Origin of the sequence: Prevotella pectinovora (assembly GCF_000834015.1) — a bacterium.
GTDB lineage: Bacteria > Bacteroidota > Bacteroidia > Bacteroidales > Bacteroidaceae > Prevotella > Prevotella pectinovora.
Genome location: NZ_JXQI01000026.1, coordinates 94,576 through 119,515, shown reverse-complemented (window position 1 = coordinate 119,515; position 24,940 = coordinate 94,576). Strand labels below are relative to the sequence as shown.

The 24,940-nt window shown below is 45.5% G+C and carries 22 protein-coding genes; 5 read left to right on the top strand and 17 right to left on the bottom strand.

The genetic code is table 11. The annotated features are described in order from the left end of the window. The first annotated feature begins 23 nt into the window (after positions 1 to 23). From ST42_RS03820 to mltG, 4 genes are all read left to right on the top strand, one after another. Positions 24 to 1,271, top strand: a complete 1,248-nt coding sequence (locus ST42_RS03820) for an ABC transporter permease (RefSeq protein WP_022316994.1) — start codon at positions 24 to 26, stop codon at positions 1,269 to 1,271. A 56-nt stretch (positions 1,272 to 1,327) separates the two neighbouring features. Next, complete coding sequence (locus ST42_RS03815) at positions 1,328 to 2,461, top strand: hypothetical protein (protein WP_156139288.1); 1,134 nt, start codon at positions 1,328 to 1,330, stop codon at positions 2,459 to 2,461. Between the two features lie 87 nt (positions 2,462 to 2,548). Next, positions 2,549 to 3,427 (top strand): nucleoside phosphorylase, encoded by an 879-nt coding sequence (locus tag ST42_RS03810; RefSeq protein ID WP_042517450.1) that lies wholly within the window; start codon positions 2,549 to 2,551, stop codon positions 3,425 to 3,427. An 11-nt stretch (positions 3,428 to 3,438) separates the two neighbouring features. Then, positions 3,439 to 4,470, top strand: a complete 1,032-nt coding sequence (gene mltG / locus ST42_RS03805; protein ID WP_044072385.1) for an endolytic transglycosylase MltG — start codon at positions 3,439 to 3,441, stop codon at positions 4,468 to 4,470. A 277-nt stretch (positions 4,471 to 4,747) separates the two neighbouring features. Here mltG and ST42_RS03800 read toward each other — a convergent pair whose 3' ends face one another. The 3 genes from ST42_RS03800 to spt all read right to left on the bottom strand — a co-directional run bounded on the left by ST42_RS03800 (position 4,748) and on the right by spt (position 10,193). Further along, on the bottom strand, positions 4,748 to 6,799 hold the full coding sequence (locus ST42_RS03800; protein ID WP_044072383.1) for a M13 family metallopeptidase: 2,052 nt from the start codon (positions 6,797 to 6,799) through the stop codon (positions 4,748 to 4,750). Between the two features lie 86 nt (positions 6,800 to 6,885). Further along, complete coding sequence (locus ST42_RS03795) at positions 6,886 to 8,826, bottom strand: ABC-F family ATP-binding cassette domain-containing protein (protein ID WP_044072382.1); 1,941 nt, start codon at positions 8,824 to 8,826, stop codon at positions 6,886 to 6,888. Between the two features lie 179 nt (positions 8,827 to 9,005). Then, complete coding sequence (gene spt / locus ST42_RS03790) at positions 9,006 to 10,193, bottom strand: serine palmitoyltransferase (protein WP_044064849.1); 1,188 nt, start codon at positions 10,191 to 10,193, stop codon at positions 9,006 to 9,008. Between the two features lie 199 nt (positions 10,194 to 10,392). Between spt and ST42_RS03785 the strand changes: the two genes are divergently transcribed. Further along, positions 10,393 to 11,427 (top strand): diacylglycerol/lipid kinase family protein, encoded by a 1,035-nt coding sequence (locus tag ST42_RS03785; protein WP_044072381.1) that lies wholly within the window; start codon positions 10,393 to 10,395, stop codon positions 11,425 to 11,427. A 116-nt stretch (positions 11,428 to 11,543) separates the two neighbouring features. On the opposite strand, the gene ST42_RS03780 is transcribed toward ST42_RS03785, so the two are convergent. From ST42_RS03780 to ST42_RS03715, 14 genes are all read right to left on the bottom strand, one after another. Beyond that, positions 11,544 to 12,509 carry a F0F1 ATP synthase subunit gamma gene (locus ST42_RS03780; protein WP_044072379.1) on the bottom strand — a complete coding sequence of 322 codons (966 nt, stop codon included), beginning with the start codon at positions 12,507 to 12,509 and terminating at the stop codon, positions 11,544 to 11,546. A 6-nt stretch (positions 12,510 to 12,515) separates the two neighbouring features. Further along, positions 12,516 to 14,105 (bottom strand): F0F1 ATP synthase subunit alpha, encoded by a 1,590-nt coding sequence (atpA, locus tag ST42_RS03775; protein ID WP_044072377.1) that lies wholly within the window; start codon positions 14,103 to 14,105, stop codon positions 12,516 to 12,518. A gap of 14 nt (positions 14,106 to 14,119) precedes the next feature. After that, a complete protein-coding gene (locus tag ST42_RS03770; protein ID WP_044072376.1) occupies positions 14,120 to 14,653 on the bottom strand; it encodes a F0F1 ATP synthase subunit delta in 534 nt (177 codons plus the stop codon). A 5-nt stretch (positions 14,654 to 14,658) separates the two neighbouring features. Further along, positions 14,659 to 15,174, bottom strand: a complete 516-nt coding sequence (gene atpF, locus ST42_RS03765; protein WP_022316982.1) for a F0F1 ATP synthase subunit B — start codon at positions 15,172 to 15,174, stop codon at positions 14,659 to 14,661. Positions 15,175 to 15,228: 54 nt separating this feature from the next. After that, positions 15,229 to 15,468 (bottom strand): ATP synthase F0 subunit C, encoded by a 240-nt coding sequence (gene atpE / locus ST42_RS03760; protein WP_042517461.1) that lies wholly within the window; start codon positions 15,466 to 15,468, stop codon positions 15,229 to 15,231. Positions 15,469 to 15,557: 89 nt separating this feature from the next. Beyond that, positions 15,558 to 16,607, bottom strand: coding sequence for a F0F1 ATP synthase subunit A (gene atpB, locus ST42_RS03755; protein ID WP_022316980.1), 1,050 nt, complete (start codon positions 16,605 to 16,607; stop codon positions 15,558 to 15,560). A gap of 10 nt (positions 16,608 to 16,617) precedes the next feature. After that, a complete protein-coding gene (locus tag ST42_RS03750) occupies positions 16,618 to 17,043 on the bottom strand; it encodes a hypothetical protein (protein WP_044072375.1) in 426 nt (141 codons plus the stop codon). 16 nt (positions 17,044 to 17,059) lie between these two features. Next, entirely contained in the window at positions 17,060 to 17,302 is a 243-nt protein-coding gene (locus ST42_RS03745) for a F0F1 ATP synthase subunit epsilon (protein ID WP_022316978.1), read from the bottom strand. 18 nt (positions 17,303 to 17,320) lie between these two features. Then, on the bottom strand, positions 17,321 to 18,847 hold the full coding sequence (gene atpD / locus ST42_RS03740) for a F0F1 ATP synthase subunit beta (protein ID WP_022316977.1): 1,527 nt from the start codon (positions 18,845 to 18,847) through the stop codon (positions 17,321 to 17,323). Positions 18,848 to 19,189: 342 nt separating this feature from the next. Beyond that, positions 19,190 to 20,164: a 6-phosphofructokinase gene (gene pfkA / locus ST42_RS03735; protein ID WP_022316976.1), complete on the bottom strand. Its 975-nt coding sequence runs from the start codon at positions 20,162 to 20,164 to the stop codon at positions 19,190 to 19,192. A 69-nt stretch (positions 20,165 to 20,233) separates the two neighbouring features. After that, complete coding sequence (locus ST42_RS03730) at positions 20,234 to 21,640, bottom strand: SLC13 family permease (RefSeq protein ID WP_022316975.1); 1,407 nt, start codon at positions 21,638 to 21,640, stop codon at positions 20,234 to 20,236. A 141-nt stretch (positions 21,641 to 21,781) separates the two neighbouring features. Next, the gene (locus ST42_RS03725; RefSeq protein WP_042517467.1) at positions 21,782 to 22,639 is read right to left on the bottom strand and encodes an N-acetylmuramoyl-L-alanine amidase-like domain-containing protein; all 858 of its coding nucleotides are present in this window, start codon (positions 22,637 to 22,639) and stop codon (positions 21,782 to 21,784) included. A 15-nt stretch (positions 22,640 to 22,654) separates the two neighbouring features. Beyond that, the gene (locus ST42_RS03720) at positions 22,655 to 23,785 is read right to left on the bottom strand and encodes a DUF4421 domain-containing protein (RefSeq protein WP_231556898.1); all 1,131 of its coding nucleotides are present in this window, start codon (positions 23,783 to 23,785) and stop codon (positions 22,655 to 22,657) included. A 49-nt stretch (positions 23,786 to 23,834) separates the two neighbouring features. Next, entirely contained in the window at positions 23,835 to 24,818 is a 984-nt protein-coding gene (locus ST42_RS03715) for a Gfo/Idh/MocA family protein (RefSeq protein ID WP_022316972.1), read from the bottom strand. Positions 24,819 to 24,940: the final 122 nt, after the last annotated feature.

The window sequence follows — 24,940 nt, the reverse complement described above, 5'->3', positions numbered from 1 at the left end:
ACAAGAAAGAAAAAGAATAAAGAATGAATTTCCCGTTATTCATAGCCAGAAGGCTATACTCTGAAAGAGGCGAAAACAACAAGGTGAGCAAGCCTGCTCTCTATATCGCCACGACCGGTGTCGCTCTGGGACTGGCCGTGATGATAATCAGCGTGTGCGTCATCCTGGGCTTCAAACACACCATCCGAGACAAAGTGACAGGACTGGGAGCCCACGCCACGGTGGCAAACTTCGTCTCCCTGCATGGCAGCGAGCAAAGACCGATAGATTATTCTGACAGCATCAGAAACGTGCTGAAGAAAACACCGGGGCTGAAATCCATGCAGAGCTTCGCCATGACGCAGGGAATACTGAAGACGGACAGCGACTTCATGGGAGTGGCATACAAGGGAATTGCAGCCGACTACGACACGGCGTTCATTCACTCCTGCATGACCGAAGGGAGCATACCCAGATTCAGCGACAAGTCGAGCGGGAACAAAATTCTGATTTCCAAAAACATAGCCACAAAACTCAGGCTCAAGACCGGCGACAGGGTGTTCTCTTATTTCATAAACAACGGAGACATAAGGGTGAGAAGATATACCGTGGCTGGTATCTATCAGACCAACATGACGAAGTTTGACGAATCGCTCTGCTTCTGCGACCTCTATTCTGCCGTAAAGCTCAACGGATGGAGCCAGGGGCAGGTGTCGGGAGTGGAACTGCAGCTACACGATATAGCCAACGTGCCGATAGCAGCCAGATATCTGGTGAAGAACGTGAACAGGCAGGGCGACAAATACGGAGAGACATATTCGTCGGAAACCGTATATGAAATGTATCCGCAGATCTTCTCATGGCTCGACCTGCTAGACCTCAACGTGTGGATAATCCTCGGACTCATGATCTGCGTGTCGGGCATCACGATAATTTCCGGACTCCTCATCATCATACTCGAGCGCACACGCATGATAGGCACACTGAAAGCTATGGGATGCAGAAACAGGTCGGTGAGAAACATCTTCATCTGGTTTGCAGCCCTCGTCATCGGGCGAGGACTCATTCTGGGAGACATCATCGCTCTGGGACTCGTGGCGCTGCAGAAATACACCAAATTCGTGAGCCTCGACGCATCAGTCTATTACGTGGACTACGTGCCCGTGGAAATCAACGCGCCATTGATCCTGCTCATAAACGCGGCAACCCTGGCAATATGCCTCCTCGTGTTCATAGGACCTAGCTACATAGTGTCGCACATAAACCCCGTGAAGACGATAAAATACGAATAAGCAAAACGTTTGGTCAATACTGATAAACAAAACGAATAAATACTGATTCAATCAATATGAAAGCACGGACAAGAAATTTCATAATCCTATGCAGTCTGCTCTCATTGGCTGCACAGCCTTCTGACGCACAGGTTAAAAGGCGCCAGAAGCCCAAACCGGCGCAGGAGCAGAACGCGCTGGCGGTAGCTGACTTCTATCCGTCGGCAGCAAAGCTGATGGTGATAGACAGCGTGGTGGTAGACAAGGAAAACTTCGCAAAGCATATTCCGCTCAGAAAAGAATACGGACAGATAGGGAAATATACAGACATCCTCAATTCTGCCACGCAGACAAGCCATACATCATCAGCATTCCTCAACGGATTCGATGACTTGTGCATCTACAACAAGAGCGTGGCAAAGGACTCCACGCTGCTATTCATGGCAGAGAAAATCGGAAACGAATGGAAGGCAGGAAGAGCGATAGAGGAATTCGCTGATGATTTCAAAGACGTGGACTATCCTTATCTTATGCCAGACGGCGTGACGCTCTATTTCAGTGCCATAAACAAGAAAAACGGGTTCGGAAAGAGAGACATCTTCATCTCAAGGCTCAACACGGAGACGCAGACATTCTACAAGCCCGAAAACCTGGGACTGCCCTACAACTCGGAATTCAACGATTATATGTGTGTGGTAGACGACATCGACTCCCTGGGGTGGCTCGTGACCGACCGACATCAGGAGAGCGGCAAAGTGTGCATCTATACCTTCATACCGTCGGACGAAAGATGGAGCGACGATGAAAACATCTCTGAAGAGAAACTGAAATCCGTGGCTACGCTACGCAGCATAAAAGACACACAATACGACAGGAAACTGCTCGACGAAAGCCTCAGGAGAATGAACACCCACACCTCAAGCGACAAAGCGAGACACGGCTTCAGATTCGTTATAAACGACGATGCCGTATATACTGACATAAACGACTTCAAGTCGGACACGGCAAGAGGACTGTTCCTGAAACTCATGCAGCTGAATGACAGACAGGCTGATATAGAGAAGAAACTTCCTACCCTCAGAAAAGGCTACAGGAGCAAAGGAAAAGGTGTTGACCGCAAGACGATTCTGAAAATGGAAGAAGATTTAGAGAATATTATGATTCAGAAAAAAAATCTTGAGAAGAAAATTCGAAATGCAGAAAATCTGTAGTAAATTTGCATCATATACAGATTGCATGGCAATCCTGCAGAATATGCAGAGATGACAGATGTAAGTATAACTTAAAGCGATTTTATCATGAAAAAGTATTATCCAGAATCAGAACTCATAATCAATAGCGACGGAAGCGTATTCCATCTGCACCTCAAGCCGGAATTCCTGGCAGACAAAGTAATACTCGTGGGCGACCCCGGAAGAGTGGCACTAGTGGCAAGCCATTTCGACGAAAAAGAATGCGACGTGGAAAGCAGAGAATTCCACACCATAACCGGAAGCTACAAAGGAAAACGAATAACCGTTCTCTCTACGGGCATCGGATGCGACAACATCGACATCGTGGTGAACGAGCTGGACGCGCTCGCCAACATCGACTTTGAAACAAGAACCGACAAGGATGAATTCAGACAGCTGACAATGGTCAGAATAGGCACCTGTGGCGGACTGCAGGAGAACACGCCTGCCGGAACTTTCATCTGCTCAAAGAAATCCATGGGATTCGACGGACTGCTGAACTTCTATGCCGGAAGAAATGCGGTGTGTGACCTGCAGATAGAAAAAGCATTCCTCAACCACATGGGATGGACAGGAAACATGTGTCAGCCTGCGCCATACGTGGTTGAAGCCGACAAAGAACTCGTGGACAGAATAGCCGGCGAAGACATGGTGAGAGGAATAACGATTGCCTGCGGAGGATTCTTCGGACCGCAGGGAAGACAACTAAGACTCCCTCTGGCTGACCCCAACCAGAACAGGAAGATAGAAGAATTTGAATACGACGGTGACAGAATAACAAACTTCGAGATGGAGAGTTCAGCACTTGCCGGACTGTCAAAACTGATGGGACACAAGGCTACGACTTGCTGCATGGTGATTGCAAACCGCAGGGCACAGAAGGCTGACACCGGATACAAGTCGCACATAGACGACTTGATAAAGACCGTACTCGACAGAATTTGAAAAATATAATCATGGCAAAATCATTTATTTCACAAAAAAAGTATATCCTGTCTGCATTGGGATGCCTCCTGATAATAATAGGATTGGTTTACTATTTCTTCTTTTCTGCGCTGTCGGTAAAATCCTCAACACAGTATGTATATATTGACGACGACGACAACATCGACTCCGTATACACGAAAGTGAAGGAAATCTCAACGGACAGAGGCTACATGGCTTTCACCACACTTGCCCGCCATTGGGACCTCGCCGAAAAGATACGGCCTGGAAGGTATGAAGTGACTACAGGCAATGGAGCATTTACCGTGTTCCGCAAGCTCAAGAACGGACTGCAGTCGCCTGTAAACCTCACAATCCCCTCGGTAAGGACTCTCGACAAACTGGCCGACGAGGTTTCAAAGAAACTGATGTTCTCAAAGGATGATTTCCTGAAAGCCGTTTCCGACACGGCAACATGCAGGAAATACGGCTACACTCCGGAGAGCATCGCAGCTATGTTCATACCAAACACCTACTCCGTGTACTGGAACATTTCCGTAGACAAGTTTCTCGACAAGATGCAGAAGGAGAACAAGAAGTTCTGGTCGTTTGAAAGAGAAAACAAGGCGAAAGCCATGGGTCTCTCCCCTATCGAAGTAATCACAATGGCAAGCATCGTGGACGAGGAAACCGCCAACGACCAGGAAAAGCCGATGATCGCCGGAATGTATTACAACAGGCTGAAGGGAGACATGCCTCTGCAGGCTGACCCCACGGTAAAGTTCGCACTCAAGAAATTCGAGCTCAAGCGCATCTACCACAACATGCTCTCCTTTGACAGTCCTTATAACACATACAAATACAAAGGTCTACCGCCAGGGCCAATCAGAATACCATCGGTGGCAGGCATAGACGCCGTGCTGAATTATGTACACCACGACTATCTGTATATGTGTGCGAAAGAGGATTTCAGCGGCACCCATAATTTTGCAAGGACTTATGAGGAACATAAGGAAAATGCAAGGAAATATACCAAGGCGCTGAACGACAGGGGAATAAACTGACAAGTCCGTCATCGGACAGCAAAGACAACATTTACAATCTTGTCACCTGACAGTAAAGACAATATTTACAAGCCCGTCGAAACAGACAACATTTATATACACAGCTAAAACAATAGCCATAAGACTGTATACAAAGATACTTTCTTATGGCTATTTTTTATGCTCGGGCCGAACATACCTCCTACTCGATCGTTTATGGATGATTTAAACCAAATGGTCAGTATGCCTTTTAAACTAAACCAATTTTATTTAAGTTAAAACCGAAATCAATCCTGTATTACCAAAGTTTGAGTCTCTGGTCAGCAGGAACGAACAATTTGTCTGTAGGCTTCACATTGAATGCGTCATACCACATGTTGATGTGAGGCAGAGCACCGTTTACACGCCACATACCAAGAGAGTGTGGGTCGCTCTTTGTACGGTTTCTGATTTCAGCATCCGTGATGTTTGCTGCCCAAACCTGTGAGTAAGCGATGAAGAAGCGCTGGTCTGCAGTCAGACCGTCGATTACAGGAAGAGGATTGTTCTTCGTAGCCTCCTTGTATGCCTCGTAGGCAACCATCAGACCTCCGTGGTCAGCAAGGTTCTCACCAAGAGTGAAACGGCCGTTGGCGTTCAGGTCAGGCAATACCTTGATGTTAGAATAGAACTTGGCGTATCCGTCAGCTCTCTCGTTGAAATTCTTGCCGTCGTTTTCTGTCCACCAGTCTTTCATGTTGCCGTCTTTGTCATAATGACGACCCTGGTCATCGAATCCGTGAGTCATTTCATGACCGATTACAACACCGATAGCTCCATAATTGAATGCGTCGTCGGCTGTTGGGTCGAAGAATGGAACCTGCAGAATACCGGCCGGGAAGCATATCTCGTTGGTCGTAGGATTGTAGTAAGCATTGACGGCCTGTGGAGACATCTGCCACTCATCCTTGTCTACTGGCTTGCCCACCTTAGTTGCGATAACCCATTTGTTCCAGAATCTACGACACTCCTCGATATTTGAATAATAAGACTTTGCCGGGTCGATGTTGAGGTCGCTCATGTCTATCCACTTGTCAGGATAGCCAATCTTCACATAGAAGGCATTCAGCTTGTCAAGGGCGTTCTTCTTTGTTTCCTCGCTCATCCAATCCTGAGCCTCGATGCGCTTTGCCAAGGCAATCTGCAAGTTGTGTACAAGAGTCTTCATGCGTTCCTTTGATGAAGCAGGGAAATATTTCTCCACGTAAATCTTGCCCAAAGCCTGGCCCATCTGGCTTTCCACCTGGCTTGTAGCACGCTTCCACAATGGATGGTTTTCTTTTCTTCCACTCATTGTCTTGCCGAAGAAGTCGAAGTTTGCAGCAATTACGTCATCGCTCAAATAAGCAGCCGCACTCATTATCTGGCCCCACTCCATATAGTCTCTGTATTCATCAGGGGTGATAGCAGACAAGAGTTTGTCGGCACCTGCCACGAAGCCAACCTGACCCACTACCAGATCCTTCACGAGATTCAGGTCTACGCCAGATGCGACAAGCACCTTGTCAATATTGATATGAGGATACTTTGCCATGAATTCAGACAAAGCCATCTTGTTGTAGTTAGCCTCAGGGTCACGAAGTTCTGTGTTAGACTTAGACACCTTAGCCAATTCAGTTTCGAGACGCATCACGTTCTCCATCTTCTTCTGGGCAGCCTTGGCATTGAAGCCGAACATCTGGAACATTCTTACGATGTGCTTCTTGTAAGCCTCTCTGATTGCAGTTGTAGCCGAGTCTGTATCCAGGTAATATTCTTTCTGTCCGAGGGTGGTACCGCTCTGCACTACGTTCAGGATATTCTGTTTGGCATTCTTCTCGTCGGCTCCAAAATACATGCCGATGAATTCGCTGTCGCCATAAGGCACAAGCTCCAGCTGAATCTTGAACAAAGCCTCCTTGGTTTTAGCCTTCTCCATCTTCTTCAGGATTGGCATGAGTGGAGAAACGCCATCTGCGTTGCGGCGCTGCTCGTTCATAGCAAGCTTATACAAATCGCTGAGCTTCTTCTCAATGGTGCCTTCACTATAGGTATTCTCAAGCAGTTCCTGAAAAATACCGTTGATGCGTTTTTTTTTATCTCCCCCCACCACAACAAAGCTGCCATAACGGGAAAAAGCAGCGGGCAGCGTTTTTTTCTTCACCCAACCGCCACAAGCGTAATGGAAAAAGTCGTCTTGTGGCTTGACGCTGTTGTCCATGTTGGACATGTCGAGACCAGAACGCAATTGCTGAGAATGCGGATTCTGTGCCACAGAGGTCATCGATACTGTGGCCAAGGCCACAATAGGAATAATTGATTTAATTTTCATAGTCTTAATATTTATGTTACTAAATTGATAACTGTATTTCGATTGATATATTGCAGATCCGGTGATAAAACTTTCATTACAGTTAGCTATTGGGAAGAAAGCTGCTCGTATTCCTCAGAGAGTTTCTCCCAATTGTCCACTTCTTCATCCAGCTTTGCCTTTATTGATGTATATTCTTCAACAATCTCCATATTTGAGGAGTTTTCCGGTTTCAGAAGCAATTCGTCAAGCTCACCGAGTCTTTTCTCAAGTTCCCCTATCTGGGATTCAGCTTTATCAACGGCTTTCTTCATTTTGTTGAGCTTCTTCTGCAGCTCCTTATGTTCGAGATAGTTCTGCTTGCCTTGTGAGGGTTCAGAAGCGGTCTTCGCATCAGAAGCGGCAGGAGAGGGATTATTGTTGGTGGCAGCATCAATGCTGTCTGTGTGGTGTTTCTGAAGAAAATCATATATTCCTCCGATATGCTCTATCACCTTTCCGTTGCCGAACTCATATACTTTAGTAACCAGACCATCCAGGAACTCGCGGTCGTGGCTTACGACAATGGCTGTACCGTCGAAAGCTTTTATCGCTTCCTTCAACACATCCTTTGAACGCATGTCGAGATGGTTGGTAGGCTCATCAAGAATCAACAGGTTTACGGGCTCGAGCAGAAGGCGGATCATTGCCAGTCTGCTCTTCTCTCCACCGCTGAGAACTGAAACCTTCTTCTCTGAAGCTTCACCGCCAAACATGAAGGCGCCTAATATATCGTTGATTCTCAAGCGCACATCACCTCTTGCCACGCTGTCAATCGTGTCGAAGACGGTAAGGCTGTTGTCAAGCATCTGGGCCTGGTTCTGTGCAAAATATCCAATCTGCACGTTATGGCCAATCTTGAGAGTTCCGGTATATGGAATCTCATTCAAGATACATTTGACGAGAGTGGACTTTCCCTCTCCATTCCTTCCGACAAAAGCGACTTTCTCTCCTCTCTTGACTGTAAGATTGACATTGCCGAAAACCATGTGGTCTCCATAATCCTTCCTCACGTCTTCGCATATGACCGGATAGTCGCCGCTTCTCATGCAGGGAGGAAATTTCAGATGCATTGAAGAATTGTCAACTTCGTCTATTTCTATCGGAACAATCTTCTCCAGCTGCTTTATTCTGCTCTGCACCTGTACTGCCTTTGTCGGTTTGTAACGGAACCTTTCGATAAAATCCTTGATATCAGCTATCTCTTTCTGCTGATTCTCGTATGCACGTATCTGCTGCTCGCGTCTCTCTTTGCGCAATTCCACATACTGGTCATACTTCACCTTATAGTCTGCTATCTTTCCGCAACTGATTTCCAAAGTCCTGTTCGTCACATTATTAAGAAATGCGCGGTCGTGGCTCACAAGCACGACAGACTTCGCACTTTGGGAAAGGAACTGCTCAAGCCATTGGATACTTTCGATGTCGAGGTGGTTGGTAGGCTCGTCGAGCAACAACACGTCTGGTTTCTGCAGAAGAATCTTCGCAAGCTCAATTCTCATACGCCAACCGCCACTGAACTCCTTGGTGGGTCTGTCGAAATCCGTACGCTTGAAACCTAAGCCGGAAAGAGTCCTCTCAAGATTGGCCTCACAGTTGTCTGCACCTAGAATCTGCAACTTGTCATGAGTGGCAGTAAACCGTTCTACAAGGTCAAGATAGCTCTCGCTCTCATAATCTTCACGCTGGGCAAGTTCGGCATTAAGCCTGTCAAGTTCCGCTTTCAACGAACTTATTCCTGCAAATGCCTTAGAAGCCTCCTCGCGAACAGTGGTGTCATCCTTCAGATTCATCACCTGAGGAAGATAGCCGATTGTTGTGTCGCTCGAAACAGACACATTGCCCGATGTCGGACTTTGCAGACGGTATAGAATTTTCAGCAACGTGGATTTGCCTGCGCCGTTTTTACCGACAAGGGCTATCCTGTCATTATCGTTTACAACGAAGCTGACGTTACTGAAAAGGGGCTTGACCCCGAACTCAACACCAATATTATTTACAGATATCATTATTACCGATTATAATATGGATACAAACCTGTAACCCTAATGGCGGTAAACCGTAATGTCACAGGCATGTCTTGATTACATGCTTTTCACACAATATCAACATTTTACAAAACAATGGCAAGCAAGAGGGTTTATTCAATGCAACCTCATGCTTGCCATTTTGTCAATATCGAAGTGCATTATTTGATAATGCCTTGTTCAACAAAAATCTTCTTCAAAGCTTGTACGCCTTTCTCTACTTGCTCCTTAGTATGTGTTGCCATCAAAGCAAAACGTACCAACGTGTCTTGCGGAGCACAAGCTGGAGGAATCACAGGATTTATGAATACTCCTGCATCGAAGGCCAACTTCGTAACGAGGAATGTCTTGTAAGGATCACGCACATATAGTGGGATAATCGGGCTCTCGGTTTCTCCTATCTCAAATCCTTCCTCGCGGAAACGCTTCAAAGCATAGTTCGTGACATCCCATAGACGAGTGATTCTCTCTGGCTCTTTTCTTATAATATGCAAAGCCTCCATTGCCGCAGCTGTAGCTGCAGGTGTGTTAGATGCGCTGAATATATAAGTTCTACAGGCATGACGCAGGTAATTTATCGTATCCTTGTCGCCTGCGATAAATCCGCCGATGCTGGCAAGACTCTTTGAGAAAGTTCCCATAATCAGGTCAACGTCGTCAATCACACCGAAGTGGTCACACACGCCACGTCCCTCACTACCGAAGACACCAAGGCCATGAGCTTCGTCAACCATTACGGAAGCATTATATTTATGCTTCAGTTTGATGATTTCAGGCAAATTAGCCAAATCGCCCTCCATAGAGAACACACCGTCAACGACAATGAGCTTGACAGCTTCAGGACGGCATTTCTTCAACTGCTTCTCCAGGTCTTCCATGTCGTTATGCTTGTATTTCAAGCAAGTGGCAAAAGACAATCTCCTGCCATCTACAATACTGGCATGGTCACGCTCATCGCAAATTATATAGTCTTCTCTGCCACAGATGACCGAGAGGACTCCTGAATTGACGAAAAATCCGGTTGAGAAGCATAATGCCTCATCTTTGTGTTCATAAGCAGCAAGCTCTTTCTCCAACTTCACATGGAGGTCAAGCGTTCCGTTAAGGAAACGGCTGCCTGCGCATCCTGTACCATACTGATCTATTGCAGCTTTTGCAGCTGCCTCCACACGAGGATCTCCTGTAAGTCCCGTATATGCATTAGAGCCGAACATGAGCACCTCATGCCCATCCATCTGTACTACAGTACCCTGTTTTCCTGTTATCTCACGAAAATATGGGTATATACCAGCCTCCATATACTTCTGAGGCTCACGATATTTCTTGTATTTCTCTTGTAAAAGTCCCATTATAAATATAGGTGTAATAAACCACTGTTGTTTATATTTCTTGCAAAGATACGAAAAATAGGTAAAACAGAGCATTATTTCAAAAGAAATGTTCATTTAGGATTAAAATAATGCGCTACAAACTATAAATAAGATATTATTTACTATATTTGCATATTACAAAGTTAAAACAAAATTATATAGCCAAAGCATTATATTTATGCCCCAGAAGAAGATTGCTTTTATAATGAACCCCATATCCGGCACAGTAAAAAAGGCCGGCATACCTAAGCTCATAGACGAGTATTTGGACAAGGATACCTTCAGTTACTCTATCTTGAATACTGAATACGCAGGACATGCGACCTTGTTGGCGAGGAAAGCCTGTGAGGATAATTGCGATGTGATAGTAGCTGTAGGCGGAGACGGAACCATTAATGAGATAGGCAGGGCGCTCATCGACACAAATACTGCTATGGGAATCATACCGTGTGGTTCGGGCAACGGACTGGCGCGGCATCTGATGCTACCCATGGACATAAAGAAATGCATAATGATTATCAACAAATGCATGACCCACGACCTTGACTATGGAGTAATTGACGGCCATCCGTTCTTCTGCACTTGTGGCATGGGGTTTGACGCTTACATTAGCATGAGATTTGCCGAGGCAGGCAAACGAGGCCCCGTGACTTACCTTGAAAACATTCTAAAGTCCGGATTGAAATATGAGGCTGAGGAATACACTATTGAAGCCGAAGAGATAGGCACAATACACAAGCGTGCTTATCTCGTGTCGTGTGCCAATGCCTCACAATATGGCAATAATGCATACATAGCCCCACAAGCCTCGATGAGTGACGGATTGCTCGACGTTATTATAATGGAACCTTTCGACATGATTGATGCACCTCAAATTAGTATTGACATGTTCAACAAGACAATTAACAAAAATCCGAAAGTTAAGACTTTCAAGTCGAGCCACATATTGGTACATAGGAAAAATGAAGGGGTAATTCATTACGACGGTGACCCTGTAATTGCAGGAAAAGACATTGACATAACCTTACACCATAAAGGGATAAAAATTGTTGTAAATCCTGAAGCAGACAAGAGCAGAAGAAAGCCCAATATGGTGCAGAACGCCTTTTGTGACTTGTTCAATGACATTTATGCAGTAAGGACAGACATAACGAAACAGGGAAAACACATACAGACAATAAACAAGCTTCTGCTGAAGAAGCTTAATAAATGACATAGACAAACTGATTATTCTATCCAACCAATGAAGTTGGCTGGTAATAAAAAATTTAAGCCGGACTCAAACAAATGGTCCGGCTTAAATTTTAATCATCGGGTATGTTGAACATATTAGTTGTTTACAGAACCACCAACAATATCCAACAATTCATTAGTAATGGCCTGCTGTCTGCTCTTGTTATATTGCAAATTCAACTCTCGCAACAATTCATCTGCATTGTCCGTTGCCGTCTGCATGGCAACCATACGGGCTGCATGCTCGGAAGCTATACTATCCAATAGAGCCGTATACAGCATAAGATGCGCCAGCTTGGGAATCAGGAGCTTGAGAACCGTGTTCATGTCTGGCTCTACAATGAAATTGTCATTCAGAGGTACCACATGCTCTTCTTTCTTTTGCTCTTCCTTCTGATTCTCTTTCAGATAGGCTTGCATTTCTGCAGTAACAGTCTTATGCGAGAGATCACGGTTGTTGTCTTGTCCAACACCAGAAGTAATGTCAATAGGCAGGAAAGTCTTGCGCTGCAATATTTGAGAACCGGCACTCTTGAAATGATGATATAGAAGCTCAACTTGATCAATCTCGCCTTCAACGAATTTCTTTCCGAGTTCTTTAGCTATTTCTATACATTCTGAGACATTAGGCTTCTCGGCAAGTCTTGTGAAATCACCAGCTATCGGCAATCCCATTTTCTTTGCCTGTTCCGCAACTTTTCTTCCTATCGGATAGACAATTATGTTCTCTTTACCCAAGGACAAGTTCTCTTCTACAACAGAGTGTAGCAGTTTCGCGACATTTGTATTAAAGCCACCACAAAGACTGCTGTTCGACGAATATGCAACGAGTGCTATACGCTTTACCGGGCGAACCTCGCTGAAAACAGTATGTGCATCAGCCTCACTGGCAAGAAAAGTCTTGAGAATGCGCTCAAGCATATTTTCATAAGGAAGCATATTCTCTATCATCTGCTGTGCATGATGAAGTTTTGAAGATGCCACCATTTTCATTGCACTTGTGATTTTGCGCGTACTGTTGACGGAAGAAATTCTACCTTTAATTTCTTTTAGTGACGGCATAAGCAATTACTTTTTATATTGTCCGGAGATGTCGGCCATTACTTCCTCAATCTTATGGCAAACATCATCATTTATAACGCCTGAAGCAAGGACGTCTATGACATCTTGCTGATGTGTAGAACGAAGTTTGTCAAGGAATGTATCCTGACATTTCCTCACATCCTCTACTGGAACATCACGCATCAGTCCATGAGTACCGCAATAAAGAATAGCTACCTGCTCACCAACAGTCATAGGACTATACTGTGGCTGGATAAGCAACTGGTTATTCTTACGTCCTCTGTCCAGAGTCATGGATGTCACAGCGTCCATGTCACTTGAAAATTTAGAGAATGCCTCAAGCTCTCTATACTGGGCCATATCGATCTTCAGCGTACCGGCAACTTTCTTCATGCTCTTTATCTGTGCAGAACCTCCAACACGGCTCACGGAGATACCGACATTGATTGCTGGTCGGAATCCCTGGTTGAAGAGATCACTCTCGAGATAAATCTGTCCGTCGGTAATTGAAATCACATTCGTCGGAATATAAGCAGAAACGTCGCCTGCCTGTGTCTCGATGATCGGAAGAGCTGTCAAAGAGCCTCCACCTTTCACATGTCCCTTCATACACTCTGGAAGATCATTCATCTGTTCTGCAACTTCCTGCTGGTCATTAATTCGTGCTGCACGCTCAAGAAGACGGCTGTGCAGATAGAATACGTCTCCAGGATATGCCTCACGTCCTGAAGGACGTCGAAGAATCAGAGATACCTCACGGTATGCTACGGCCTGCTTTGAAAGGTCGTCGTATACGACGAGTGCAGAATAGCCACGGTCGCGGAAATACTCGCCGATGGCTGCACCGGCAAATGGTGCATAATACTGCATGGCGGCAGGGTCTGCTGCCGTTGCCGATACGATAATAGTATAAGGCAAAGCACCATGCTCCTTCAGATTAGATACGAGGGCAGCCACAGTAGACGCCTTCTGTCCTATGGCAACATAAATACAGTATACAGGTTTGCCTGCATCATAGAAACTCTTCTGATTAATGATAGTATCAATTGCAATGGCGGTCTTTCCGGTCTGACGGTCACCGATGATAAGCTCACGCTGACCACGACCAATAGGAATCATGGAGTCTACAGCCTTCAAACCTGTCTGGAGAGGCTCCTTTACAGGCTGACGGTAGATAACTCCGGGGGCTTTACGGTCGAGCGGCATCTCAAACGACTCAGTAAGATCAAGATCTCCCTTGCCGTCGATGGCTTGTCCCAATGGGTTGATGACGCGACCAAGCATATTGTCGTTCACTCGGATAGACGCGATACGCTTAGTACGTTTCACAACCATGCCTTCTTTGATACCATCAGTAGAACCGAGAAGCACACAACCTACGTTGTCCTCCTCAAGGTTCATGACGATAGCCATAGTACCATTCTCAAACTCCAGGAGCTCGTTGGCTTCGGCATTACGCAATCCGTAGATGCGCGCTACACCATCGCTGACCAGAAGCACAGTGCCCACCTCGTCGAACTGCTCGCCATTACTGATTCCTTTCAGTTGTTCGAGAAGCACCTGGGATACTTCGCTTGGTTTAATTTTATCTGACATATTAATCCTTTTAATTATTTAAGATTCGACAAAATGGTGCTGAGCTGGCGCTTTACGCTGGCGTCGAGTCGATAGGTGTCGTACTCGAGCACGAAACCTCCGATGAGTTCATCATCGACAGAAGTCTTGAACTCAACATTACCATTTGTCTTACTCTCCACTAACTTCCGCAGCTTCGACTCCGTTTCTGGAGTCAGAGCAACGGCAGTTGACAGTTTTGCATGAATCAAGTTATTCTGCTCTCTATAAAGAGAGACAAACGAGTTTGCAATGAATTGCATGATGTTCGCCCTTCCCTCTTTCAATACAAGCCTGATAAAACGGCAGGTCAATTCACACTTTGTACTTCCTGTGGCAGTAATCAGCAATGCTTCTTTCTGCTCCCTTGAAAGCATAGGATTAGCTATGGTGACACTCAGTTCTGGCACATTAACATATTCTGCGGCGAGAGTCTGCATGTCAGCATAGACCTGCTCAGACTGCTTCTCCAGGTTGCTTGCCTTGAGCAATGCTCGAGCGTATCTTACCGATATTAATCCTAAATCCATCCTGCTTATTTATTTAAGTTCACTTCATTCAGCATAAGATCTATGTAGTCCATCTGTGCCTTGTCGGTGTCGAGATTCTTTCTCAAGATCTTCTCTGACACCTCAACACTCAATATGGCTACTTGCTTGCGGATATCGCTGATGGCGGCCTGCTTATGCGCTTCAATCTCGGCTTTGGCCTCGCTGATGATGCGCGCACTCTCCTCACGTGCTTTATCCTGAGCTTTCTCCACAATAGCGTCACGTGTTGATGCGGCCTCCTTGAGTATGGTGGCCTGCTTCTCACGTGCTTCCTGCAGGATCGCTTCACTTTCTTGCTTGATGTTTTCAAGCTTCAGAGAAGCCTCATGGGCTTTCTTCAGGCTCTCGTCGATATAGTTCTTCCTTTTCTCCACCATGACCGTTATTGCCGGGAAACCGAATTTGGCGAGAACAAAGAATACTACAAGGAACGCAAGAAGCATCCAGAAGAGCAATCCTAAGTCAGGAGTTAATATTGATGGCAAACTTGATAAATCCATTTGCGTTAATTTACAAACACCTATTAGTTAAAAACTTCTCCCAAGAAAAGTTCATTAGATAAGGAAGGCACAAGCCACGATTGCGAACAATGCACAACCCTCAACGAATGCAGATGTAAGAATCATGTTTGTCTGGATTTTACCTGATGCCTCAGGCTGACGAGCGATAGCATCCATAGCGCTGCTACCGATCTTACCAATACCCAAACCTGCGCCAATTACTGCGATACCTGCGCCTAAGCTGCAGCCCAGCTGTGCCAGACCTTCAGCAGCCAAAAGTGATGAAATAATCATAATTCCTTAAATTTTAATTGTTATTAATTTTTTGTTTATTCTCTTGTTTAACTCTAATTTTTATTTGTCACACCTCATAAAAGAGGCTTTTACTCCTCCTCCTTGTGGGCAAGTCCGATAAAGACAGCACTCAAGAGGGTGAAGACGTATGCCTGGACGAATGCCACGAGCAATTCCAGAGCATTCATGAAAAGCATCATTATTCCGCTCACGAAGTTGAGTCCTATGCCATAGCCTACTCCCATCGACCATCCGAGGAATATCACACAAGTGAAGCTCAGAATGATTGCGTGGCCTGCCATCATATTGGCGAAGAGACGGACCATCAAAGCGAATGGCTTAGTAAAGACGCCAAAGAACTCTATTACTGGCATAAGCGGTACTGGATATGCTTTCAGGAACACTGGCACTTCTGGCCAGAAAATGTCCTTCCAGTACTCCTTGTTTCCAAAGAGGTTGATTACCACCATTGAACAAAAAGCGAGGAAGAATGTGATGTTTATATTTCCTGTTACATTGGCACCACCAGGGAAGACCGGTAGCAAGCCAAGAAGGTTGGTGGTCAGGATGAAGAAGAACACGGTGAGCAGATATGGTGCGTAAGGACGGAAATGTTTCTCTCCGATGGACGCCTTTGCCACATCTTCGTAAATCATCATCACGAACATCTCCATCATGCCTACGAATCCACCCGGCGCCTCGCTCTTTTCGTCACGATTCTTGTACCAGCGGGCACAGGACAGGAATACGGCTAACATTACGAAGACCACAATCCATATCTGAGCTACAGTCTTGGTGATACTCAGATCGAGCGGACGTTCCGTTGTGCCGTCAGGCATCTTCTCGTAAATCTTGCCATGGTGGGCTTCGTCAAAGAAGAAAGGTTCAGGCAGACTTTCCGCCGTACCTACGAACCAGTCTCCCGTAGCGGAATTCCGCACGATAATCGGCAACGGAATGCTCAAGTGCTTTCCCTCGTAAGTGGCGATATGCCATTCGTAAGAGTCGGAAAGGTGCTCAAGCACGACTTTCGGTATGTCGAGTCCTTCACTTTTCTCTCCACCTTCGTTTGTAGCAAAAGCCAACAAAGGCATCAAGGCAAAAGCAACGAGGATTAATAATGACCTTAATCGTTTCATATAAAAATGTTTATTTTTCTTTGTCACACTTGGCGTGAGAATTCAATACACGAGTGAAGAACACTGAATGGTGAATAAGAAATACAAAATAGAACGACATGAATACAACGCAGTAAGGCAGCATGGCATCACGCCCCTCAACGAGGTAGCACCCAGTCAGGGTGAACAATGCGAGAAACATGCGTAAGCCCGTAGCTGCGGTGAAGAAATTGTGCAGATTCTCCGTGCCGTGTTTTGCTACAATGCGCAACACCAAAGCTTCTGCAATGCAGACTGTCAGAGAGAATATGTCGGTCATTATCATCGGCGCAATCAAGTTCCACTCTGGAAACTGTATGTATAATGCCACGACTATCAATGAAAGGAACACTGTAATCAGGATTCCCTGCACGAAATAACGCCCACTGGCCTGTTCCACATTTCTTTTATTCAACATATTTTATGCTAGCTTGTTAAAGTTCAACACAAATATTGACGATATTTTTCTGTACTTCCACGAATCCCATTGAGACATTGAGTTCGTGTTCCCCTTCTGAATCGTGATATATCACCCGTCCTTTCTCAAGTGTGGAAATGATGGGAGCGTGGTTTTCAAGAATCTCAAACAGTCCGACGGTGCCGGGCACTATGACTCTATCCACTTTTCCCTCATACTCCACTTTCTCGGGAGAGACGATTTTTAATTCTAAACCCATATTGCAACATTTTAGCCTTTAGCCTTTAGCAGCCTCAAGCAGTTTCTTACCCTTCTCTATTGCATCTTCTATGGTTCCGACATTGAGGAATGCCTGCTCTGGCAGGTCATCAACCTTTCCGTCGAGAATCATATTGAAGCCCTTTATGGTTTCCTCTATAGGAACCATCACTCCAGGAATACCCGTAAACTGCTCGGCTACGGTAAATGGCTGTGAGAGGAAACGCTGAACGCGGCGTGCCCTGTTTACGGTAAGTTTGTCGTCATCCGACAACTCGTCCATACCAAGAATAGCGATGATATCCTGAAGTTCCTTATATTTCTGGAGAATTTGCTTTACTCTTTGGGCACACTCATAATGTTCCTTGCCTACAATCAGCGGATCAAGTATTCTGGAAGTAGATCCCAACGGATCAACAGCCGGGTAAATTCCCAACTCCGTAATTTTACGGTTCAACTCAGTCGTTGCATCAAGGTGAGTAAATGTTGTAGCCGGCGCCGGGTCGGTCAAGTCGTCTGCAGGCACATAAACAGCCTGGACAGAAGTAATGGAACCTTTCTTTGTAGAGGTAATGCGTTCCTGCATCGCTCCCATCTCACTGGCAAGAGTTGGCTGATAACCTACAGCCGAAGGCATACGTCCCAGCAATGCCGATACCTCTGAACCTGCCTGTGTAAAGCGGAAGATGTTGTCGATGAAGAACATAATATCGGCAGCTTCTCCGTCCTTACCTCCATGGTCACGGAATTCCTCGGCTACTGTCAGTCCGGAAAGAGCAACGGAAGCACGTGCGCCAGGTGGCTCATTCATCTGACCGTAGACAAGGGTTGCCTGGCTTTTCTTGAGTTCCTCCTTGTCTACGAGACTCAGATCCCATTTGCCTTCTTCCATGGCTTTCTTGAATTTTTCGCCATAACGGATAACTCCTGATTCAAGCATGTCTCGGATAAGGTCATTACCCTCACGGGTGCGCTCTCCTACTCCAGCGAACACAGAATATCCATTGTGTCCCTTGGCGATATTATTGATCAGCTCCATGATAAGTACGGTCTTTCCAACTCCTGCTCCACCGAAGAGTCCGATTTTACCGCCTTTCATATATGGTTCAAGAAGGTCGATCACTTTGATTCCCGTAGCGAGCATCTCTTTGTGGGTGGACAAGTTTTCGAACTTAGGAGGTTCGCGATGAATAGGATAGGCTCCGTCCATGTCAAGTGTCTTCATACCATCAATAGGCTGACCTATTACATTCATCATTCTTCCTTTAATCTGCTCACCTGCCGGCATAAGGATAGGTGATCCTGTCGGTATCGCTTCCAATCCTCTCTGCAAGCCATCTGTATTGTCCATAGCCACGGTGCGTACAGTATCTTCACCGATATGCTGTTGAACTTCGATAACAAGTTCTCTGCCATCCGGACGCTTTACTTTCAATGCATCGTGAATCTTTGGCAACACCTTCTCCGGATCTTCTCCCTTGGTATCGAAATATACATCGATAACAGGTCCGACAATCTGAGAAATTCGACCAATTACTTGTGACATATCTTTATATTTTTAAATATTAGTTTTTCGTTTCCAGAAAGTGCACATAAAGAGAAGCTTAACATCAGAATATGTGTACCTAATTTGTTTTCAAAAAAGTCCTTTCCTTTTTCTCGTCTGCAAAAATAACAAATATTTTTAATCTCACAATATTTTTGGCATTAAATATCGTTTTCTTATTACGTTTAAGGCATTTTCTTTCCTAAACGAATCACGCTATCAAATTAGCGTTTTCGATATAATGCATTTAAAACTAAGATTTTAAAGAATATTCGTTATAGCATACCTCAAGAATTGAATCTTGGGGTATGCCGAATTCATGCCAATAACAAATCTGCAAGTTTATATACTCAACTCATCTAATACTGTTATGAGTTTCTTGTCGAATGGTTTGTCTGAACGGATAGCGTCAAGGAAGGGGACATATACAATCTCGTTGTTTCTGACTCCAACCATAAGATTCCTCTGTCCCTGCATGATAGCTTCTATAGCACCAACACCTGTGCGGCTGGCAAGGATGCGGTCGTGTGCAGAAGGGCTTCCTCCTCGCTGCAAATGGCCGAGTATTGACACTCGCACATTGTAGTCAGGAAATTCCTTATGCACGCGGTCTGCATAATACAAAGCTCCGCATTTGGGGCTTTCGCTTACGATTACTATGCAGCTACGCTTGCTCTTTCTGATTCCACGCTCCATGAAACGTGCCAGCTGGTCGACATCCGTTGAGTCTTCAGGAATGATGGCTGCCTCTGCCCCACTTGCGATTGCGCTGTTCTGAGCCAGGAAGCCAGCATCGCGCCCCATGACTTCAACAAAGAAGATACGCTCATGGCTAACGGCGGTATCTCGGATTCTATCCACACATTCCACAATTGTGTTGAGTGTCGTGTCGTAGCCGATTGTGGAATCGGTTCCATACAGGTCATTGTCGATTGTTCCAGGCAGTCCTATGCAACAGACATCATATTCTTCAGCAAATATTTTGGCACCTGTCAGAGAACCGTTACCTCCGATTACGACCAATGCGTCTATGTTATTGCTGCGCATATTCTCGTATGCTTTCTTCCTGCCTTCCGGGGTCTCAAACTCGCTGCTTCTTGCAGTACGGAGGATTGTACCGCCACGATTGATTATGCCACTTACGTTTTCAGTCGTGAAATCTTTAATCTCGTTGTTAATCAAGCCATCATAACCACGGAATATTCCTTTGATCTTAAAACCATTGCTGATACCGGCACGTGTCACGGCACGTATAGCAGCATTCATACCCGGAGCGTCACCTCCTGAGGTAAGTACACCAATTGTCTTAATCTTCATAACTCAAATATATATACCTATTAAATTTCAAAAGTTTATCTCAATACAAGGAATGTGCAGAACGGTTCTTTAGTATATGAATGTCGTACCCCACATTATTGCCAATCCTATCAGCCATGCAACAAAGCATATCCAGCCTACGTTTCGCAGATACCAGCCAAGCCGTATCCGTTCCATCTTCATGAGGGCCAGTCCGCTGACAGATCCTATCAGCAGCATATTACCTCCCATAGCACTGCAATATGCTATTATTTTCCAATAGACACCATTTCTGACAAAGTCTCCCACATAATCAGAATCTGCCCACAAGCCAAGGTTTGCCACATCCACTACCGGATGCAATGAAACAAATGACATGGACGTGGCAAAAGTGTCTAACACAGAGCCGAAGAATCCTGAAACGATTCCCAGAATCCAGACGTTATGCACATTGTCGTCTATCCATTGGGCCAATGTTGAAACGGCACCTGTTTCCACTACGACACCGACGGCAAACATGATGCCGAGTACAAAGAGCACCATCTGGATGACGCCATACTGCAACACGCGAGGAATCCTTCTTTGAATCATCTTGTCAACATCCATGAGTCTGCGGTTGAATATTTCGTTCACCACCCACAACAGCGAAAGAACACACAATGCCCCGAGGAACGGACTCAGTTTTGTGATATTATGGAATGTCGGAATAAACCATAATCCCCCTATACCGAGAAACAGCATGAGCATTCGTTGCCATCTGTTCAGATTGGTGTCGTCCCCGCGATAAGGAATGGCAAAGCCTTGTGTTTCGACACGCTCCGGCAACTGTCTTCCCAACCACCATACCGGCAAAGCCATTGACACTAGACACGGCAAGGCGAGATACATGGAAAAATCAGATGCGTCCACAGCTCCTATATTCCATAACACAAGACCTGTCGGATCACCGATCACCGTCAGGGCGCCGCCACAGTTGGCAGCTATTATCACCGCGCTGCCATAAAGCATTCTCTGCCTTCTGTTTGCCAATATCTTGTGAATGATGACCAGCATCATCGTCGTTGTCGTCAAGTTGTCGAGATTTGCCGAAATGACAAAGGTCACGATAGAGATAAGCCACAACATCTTCTTGCTGCTTCTCGTATAAAGCAATTCCGTCAGGAAGTCAAAGCATCCGTTGTTGTTCAGAATCTCCACTATCGACATCGTGGCCAACAGGAACAAGGCTATCTCCGCTCCCCTGCCAACATAGTCAAGAAAAATGTTCTGCGAGATGAAATGCTTCACGTTTTCAGGGTTTGGCGCTACCCCCATAAGGAAATCGGAATATTCACGAGGATGTTGTGCCAACACGAAATCTGTTCCATAACAGATATACAAGACCCACCCGACAGTTCCCATGAACACGGCCACTGCGGCCCTGTTGACATTGGTCATCCATCCTGTGGAAATCAGCACATAACCTATTATAAGAATTGATACTATTACAAGTGTCATATATAATACATTGTTTATTTTGCAAAAATACTAAATATTATTTGTAATTGGAAAAATATATTCCCATTTTAGTCAGGTTTAACCTGTTTTTCACAGTATTGATACCATTTTGCCTGGTCTTGATAAGTTCCTGACAACAGGTTAATTTTTCAGTCTGATGATTCTGATGCCTGGCATCGTCTTTCGCTTTGCCAGATATGCAGACAGGAGCATCGGCTCTTCTACCACCTTGTGGTGTATACTGGAGGCATTGAGCAGATGCAGTCCGTCCTTATGCCATACAGCGAAGCCGATATGCTGAGTGTCAAGTCCGCTCTTGTTGGTGATTATCGCGATTATATCGCCATTTTTTATAGTTGAGCGCAGCAGTCTAGTGTTCTTCACCTGCGATTTGGGGATATACCTGTAACTCTTGCCGCTTATGGCTTTCTCCATCTTAGATATTCCTGCGCGATTGAAGCTGTTGTTGAACAACATCGGATATTTATCAGAATGCCTTGACATGTAATCAACTCTGACATGCTGTATCATTGTGAACGGAGGATTAGGCGACTGTATTTCCTTGCAGATCCCGAGCCTTGTGTTGTCTTCTATCCATTCTGTAAAATAATGCAGCCTTCCGATATAGCTCACGTCCTTGCCTCCTCTGTATCTCAGCGTCTGAAGTTTTTTGCAGAATTCCCTGAATGTCTTTTTCCCCGACTGGTGGGTCAGCGCCAAAGCAAGCGAATTCTCAACAAATGTAGTGCAGTCGAGTTGTCTGAGATTTACTACAAGCTGCTCCTTCCGGTTCACCTCCAGGGTGCTTGCCACGTATGGTATTCCTATCAGCTTTCTTGCAAAAAACAGTGTGCGCTCTTGGATGTTGTTGAACTTCTGACTATCAGCTTGAAGGAATAGTCTGACTACTTTCAGACTGTCGGCTTTGCTGTATTGCAGTGACAATGCCGATTGGCTGAAGGAGAGAGCCAGCATCAACAGTAATGTTAGTTTTTTCATAATATCAATTGTGTTTTATTTATACTCTCTTTTCTTTCCGAAGTTAACTCCGGCATATATGTTGAACGAACCGAAGTAGCCGTTTGAAGAGAAACGGCTTTTTTTGTAATTGTATGTATGCAACACCGAACTTGCCCCGACATACCATTTCTTGTTGTTCCACACCACTCCGAAGCGACCGATTCCGTCGAGATTGAAGTTGTTGAAATTAAACGCCTTAAGCTTTCCGTCGTCAGCCGAAGACTGGTCGGCCTCTGACTCTTTATATGCTATTGCAAGCGACAGAGACGCCGAGAAGAGACAATTCTTCATAAACACCCAGTTGTAGGCATATCCTCCGGAAACGGAAATGGAACTGTATTTCACATTACGGAACATCAATCCGCTGTCGAGTGCCACTTCATCCTCCGACATGCCGAAATGGGTCTTGCCGTAAGTCTGCAGCGCCTTCTCGAGCTCTTCATAATCAAGTGATATGGAATGAGATGTGTATCCTACTCCCACAAGTGGTGAGCCGCAGCTCCTTTTCTGACATGTACTCTGGCTGAATGCTGCCGGATATGAGAATTTCTTGTGGTTGAAGATATAATACACGTCGAAGCCTTTGATGCTTGAGTTTATTCCGCTGAATGCCACTTTCCTGAACGATTCGCGTCCCTTGTCACCAAACACGTTGGTTGAGATTATCCTGTAATTGTCACCAGACTTGCGATAGTAAAGGTCTAGCCCGAGCAGGGAACTGTACAGACTTAAATCAAACTCCTTCTTGTTGCCGCCTCCGGCAAAGTTGTCCACGTCAAAAGTATAACCGATGAAGAACCACCTCCAGCCAATATACGGACCGACCTTTATCGTCGGTTTAGGAGCGAACGTCACGCTTTGCCCGGATTTGCTCTTCAGTGTGTATTCCTCATAGGTATTCGTGTTCTGCATCATGAAAGTGTAATTGTAATGCTGCGGTTCGATATAAGCCGTATCTATATCATTGAACCCACGGAAGATACGCGTAAAGAAATTGCCTACAGAATGGAGGAAGTCGGTTTTCCTGGCGCTACGCACCGTGTCGCAGGTCCGGCTCAACGAGTCTTGATGCAATGGCACGCCACACTCCGAAGAAGCTTTCATCTTCGAAATGGAAATTGACATAAGTATCATCAGAAACAGTAATCTCATAAGCGCAAGAATCCGTTAGCGTTCAGAATTTACCCAGAATCCTGTCCATCACCCAATTGACGGGCGTTGCTGAAACACTGGTACAAGAACAGACGCCCTTTCCCTGAAGGCTTTCGACTACACATTTCACAAGTGGCTCCTGCACATAAGCAGGATTGACGACGGAAATCGTAGACTCTCCCATTCTGGAGATGAGCGAAATGGGCTTGTAGTCGAAGACCGAAAAGCTCAACGTGCCGTTTTCTCCCACTATCTCAATTCTGTCTTCTTTTGCAGATTCATGACCGACAAAGCACCACGAGCCGCTTCCCGGCAGTCCGTTTTCAAATCTGAAGCATGCGCTTACGCTGTCCTCCGCCTCATACAGGCCGCCCATGTTCGAGCATATGCCATCAGCATCCACTATCACTCCGAATAACTCCTGCAGAAGGTCAAGCTGATGAGGGGCCATGTCATAGAAATAGCCACCTCCTGAAATCTTCGGCTGTATACGCCAGGGCTGTTCTGTGCCCTTTTCCGCATCGAATTTGCGTGGAGGGTTCGATAGTCTTACTTGAACATTGACGATCTTGCCTAATTCACCACTGTTCACTAGTTCTTTCACCTTCTGGAAATATGGAAGATACCTGCGATAATATGCCACATAGCAAGGCACACCAGTCTGCTCGCTCACTCTATTGATGCGGGCGCAGTCGTCGTAGCTTGCGGCAAGTGGCTTTTCCACGTATACTGGCTTGCCTGCATGCATGGCCATGATCGCATATGTGGCGTGGCTCGAAGGAGGAGTGGCAACATAGATGGCATTAACCTCCGGATCGTCGATCAATTCCTGGGCATCAGTATAAAACCTCTTTATATTATGGGCTGATGCGAAAGCCCTCGCCCTTGATGCTGTCCTGCACATTACGGCAACCACTTCCGATCCTTCTATATTACTGAATGCCGGCCCGGATTTCTTCTCGACCACCTCGCCACATCCGATAAAGCCCCATTTTATATGCTTCATAAGAACTAATTTCTGAACTATACTTAATAATGCAAAGCCAAATACTATATTCAGCCAACAAATCCAAAATTTGATTTTATAATGCAAAGATAATGAATTTTGTCGACAACAAAGAAGCAAAT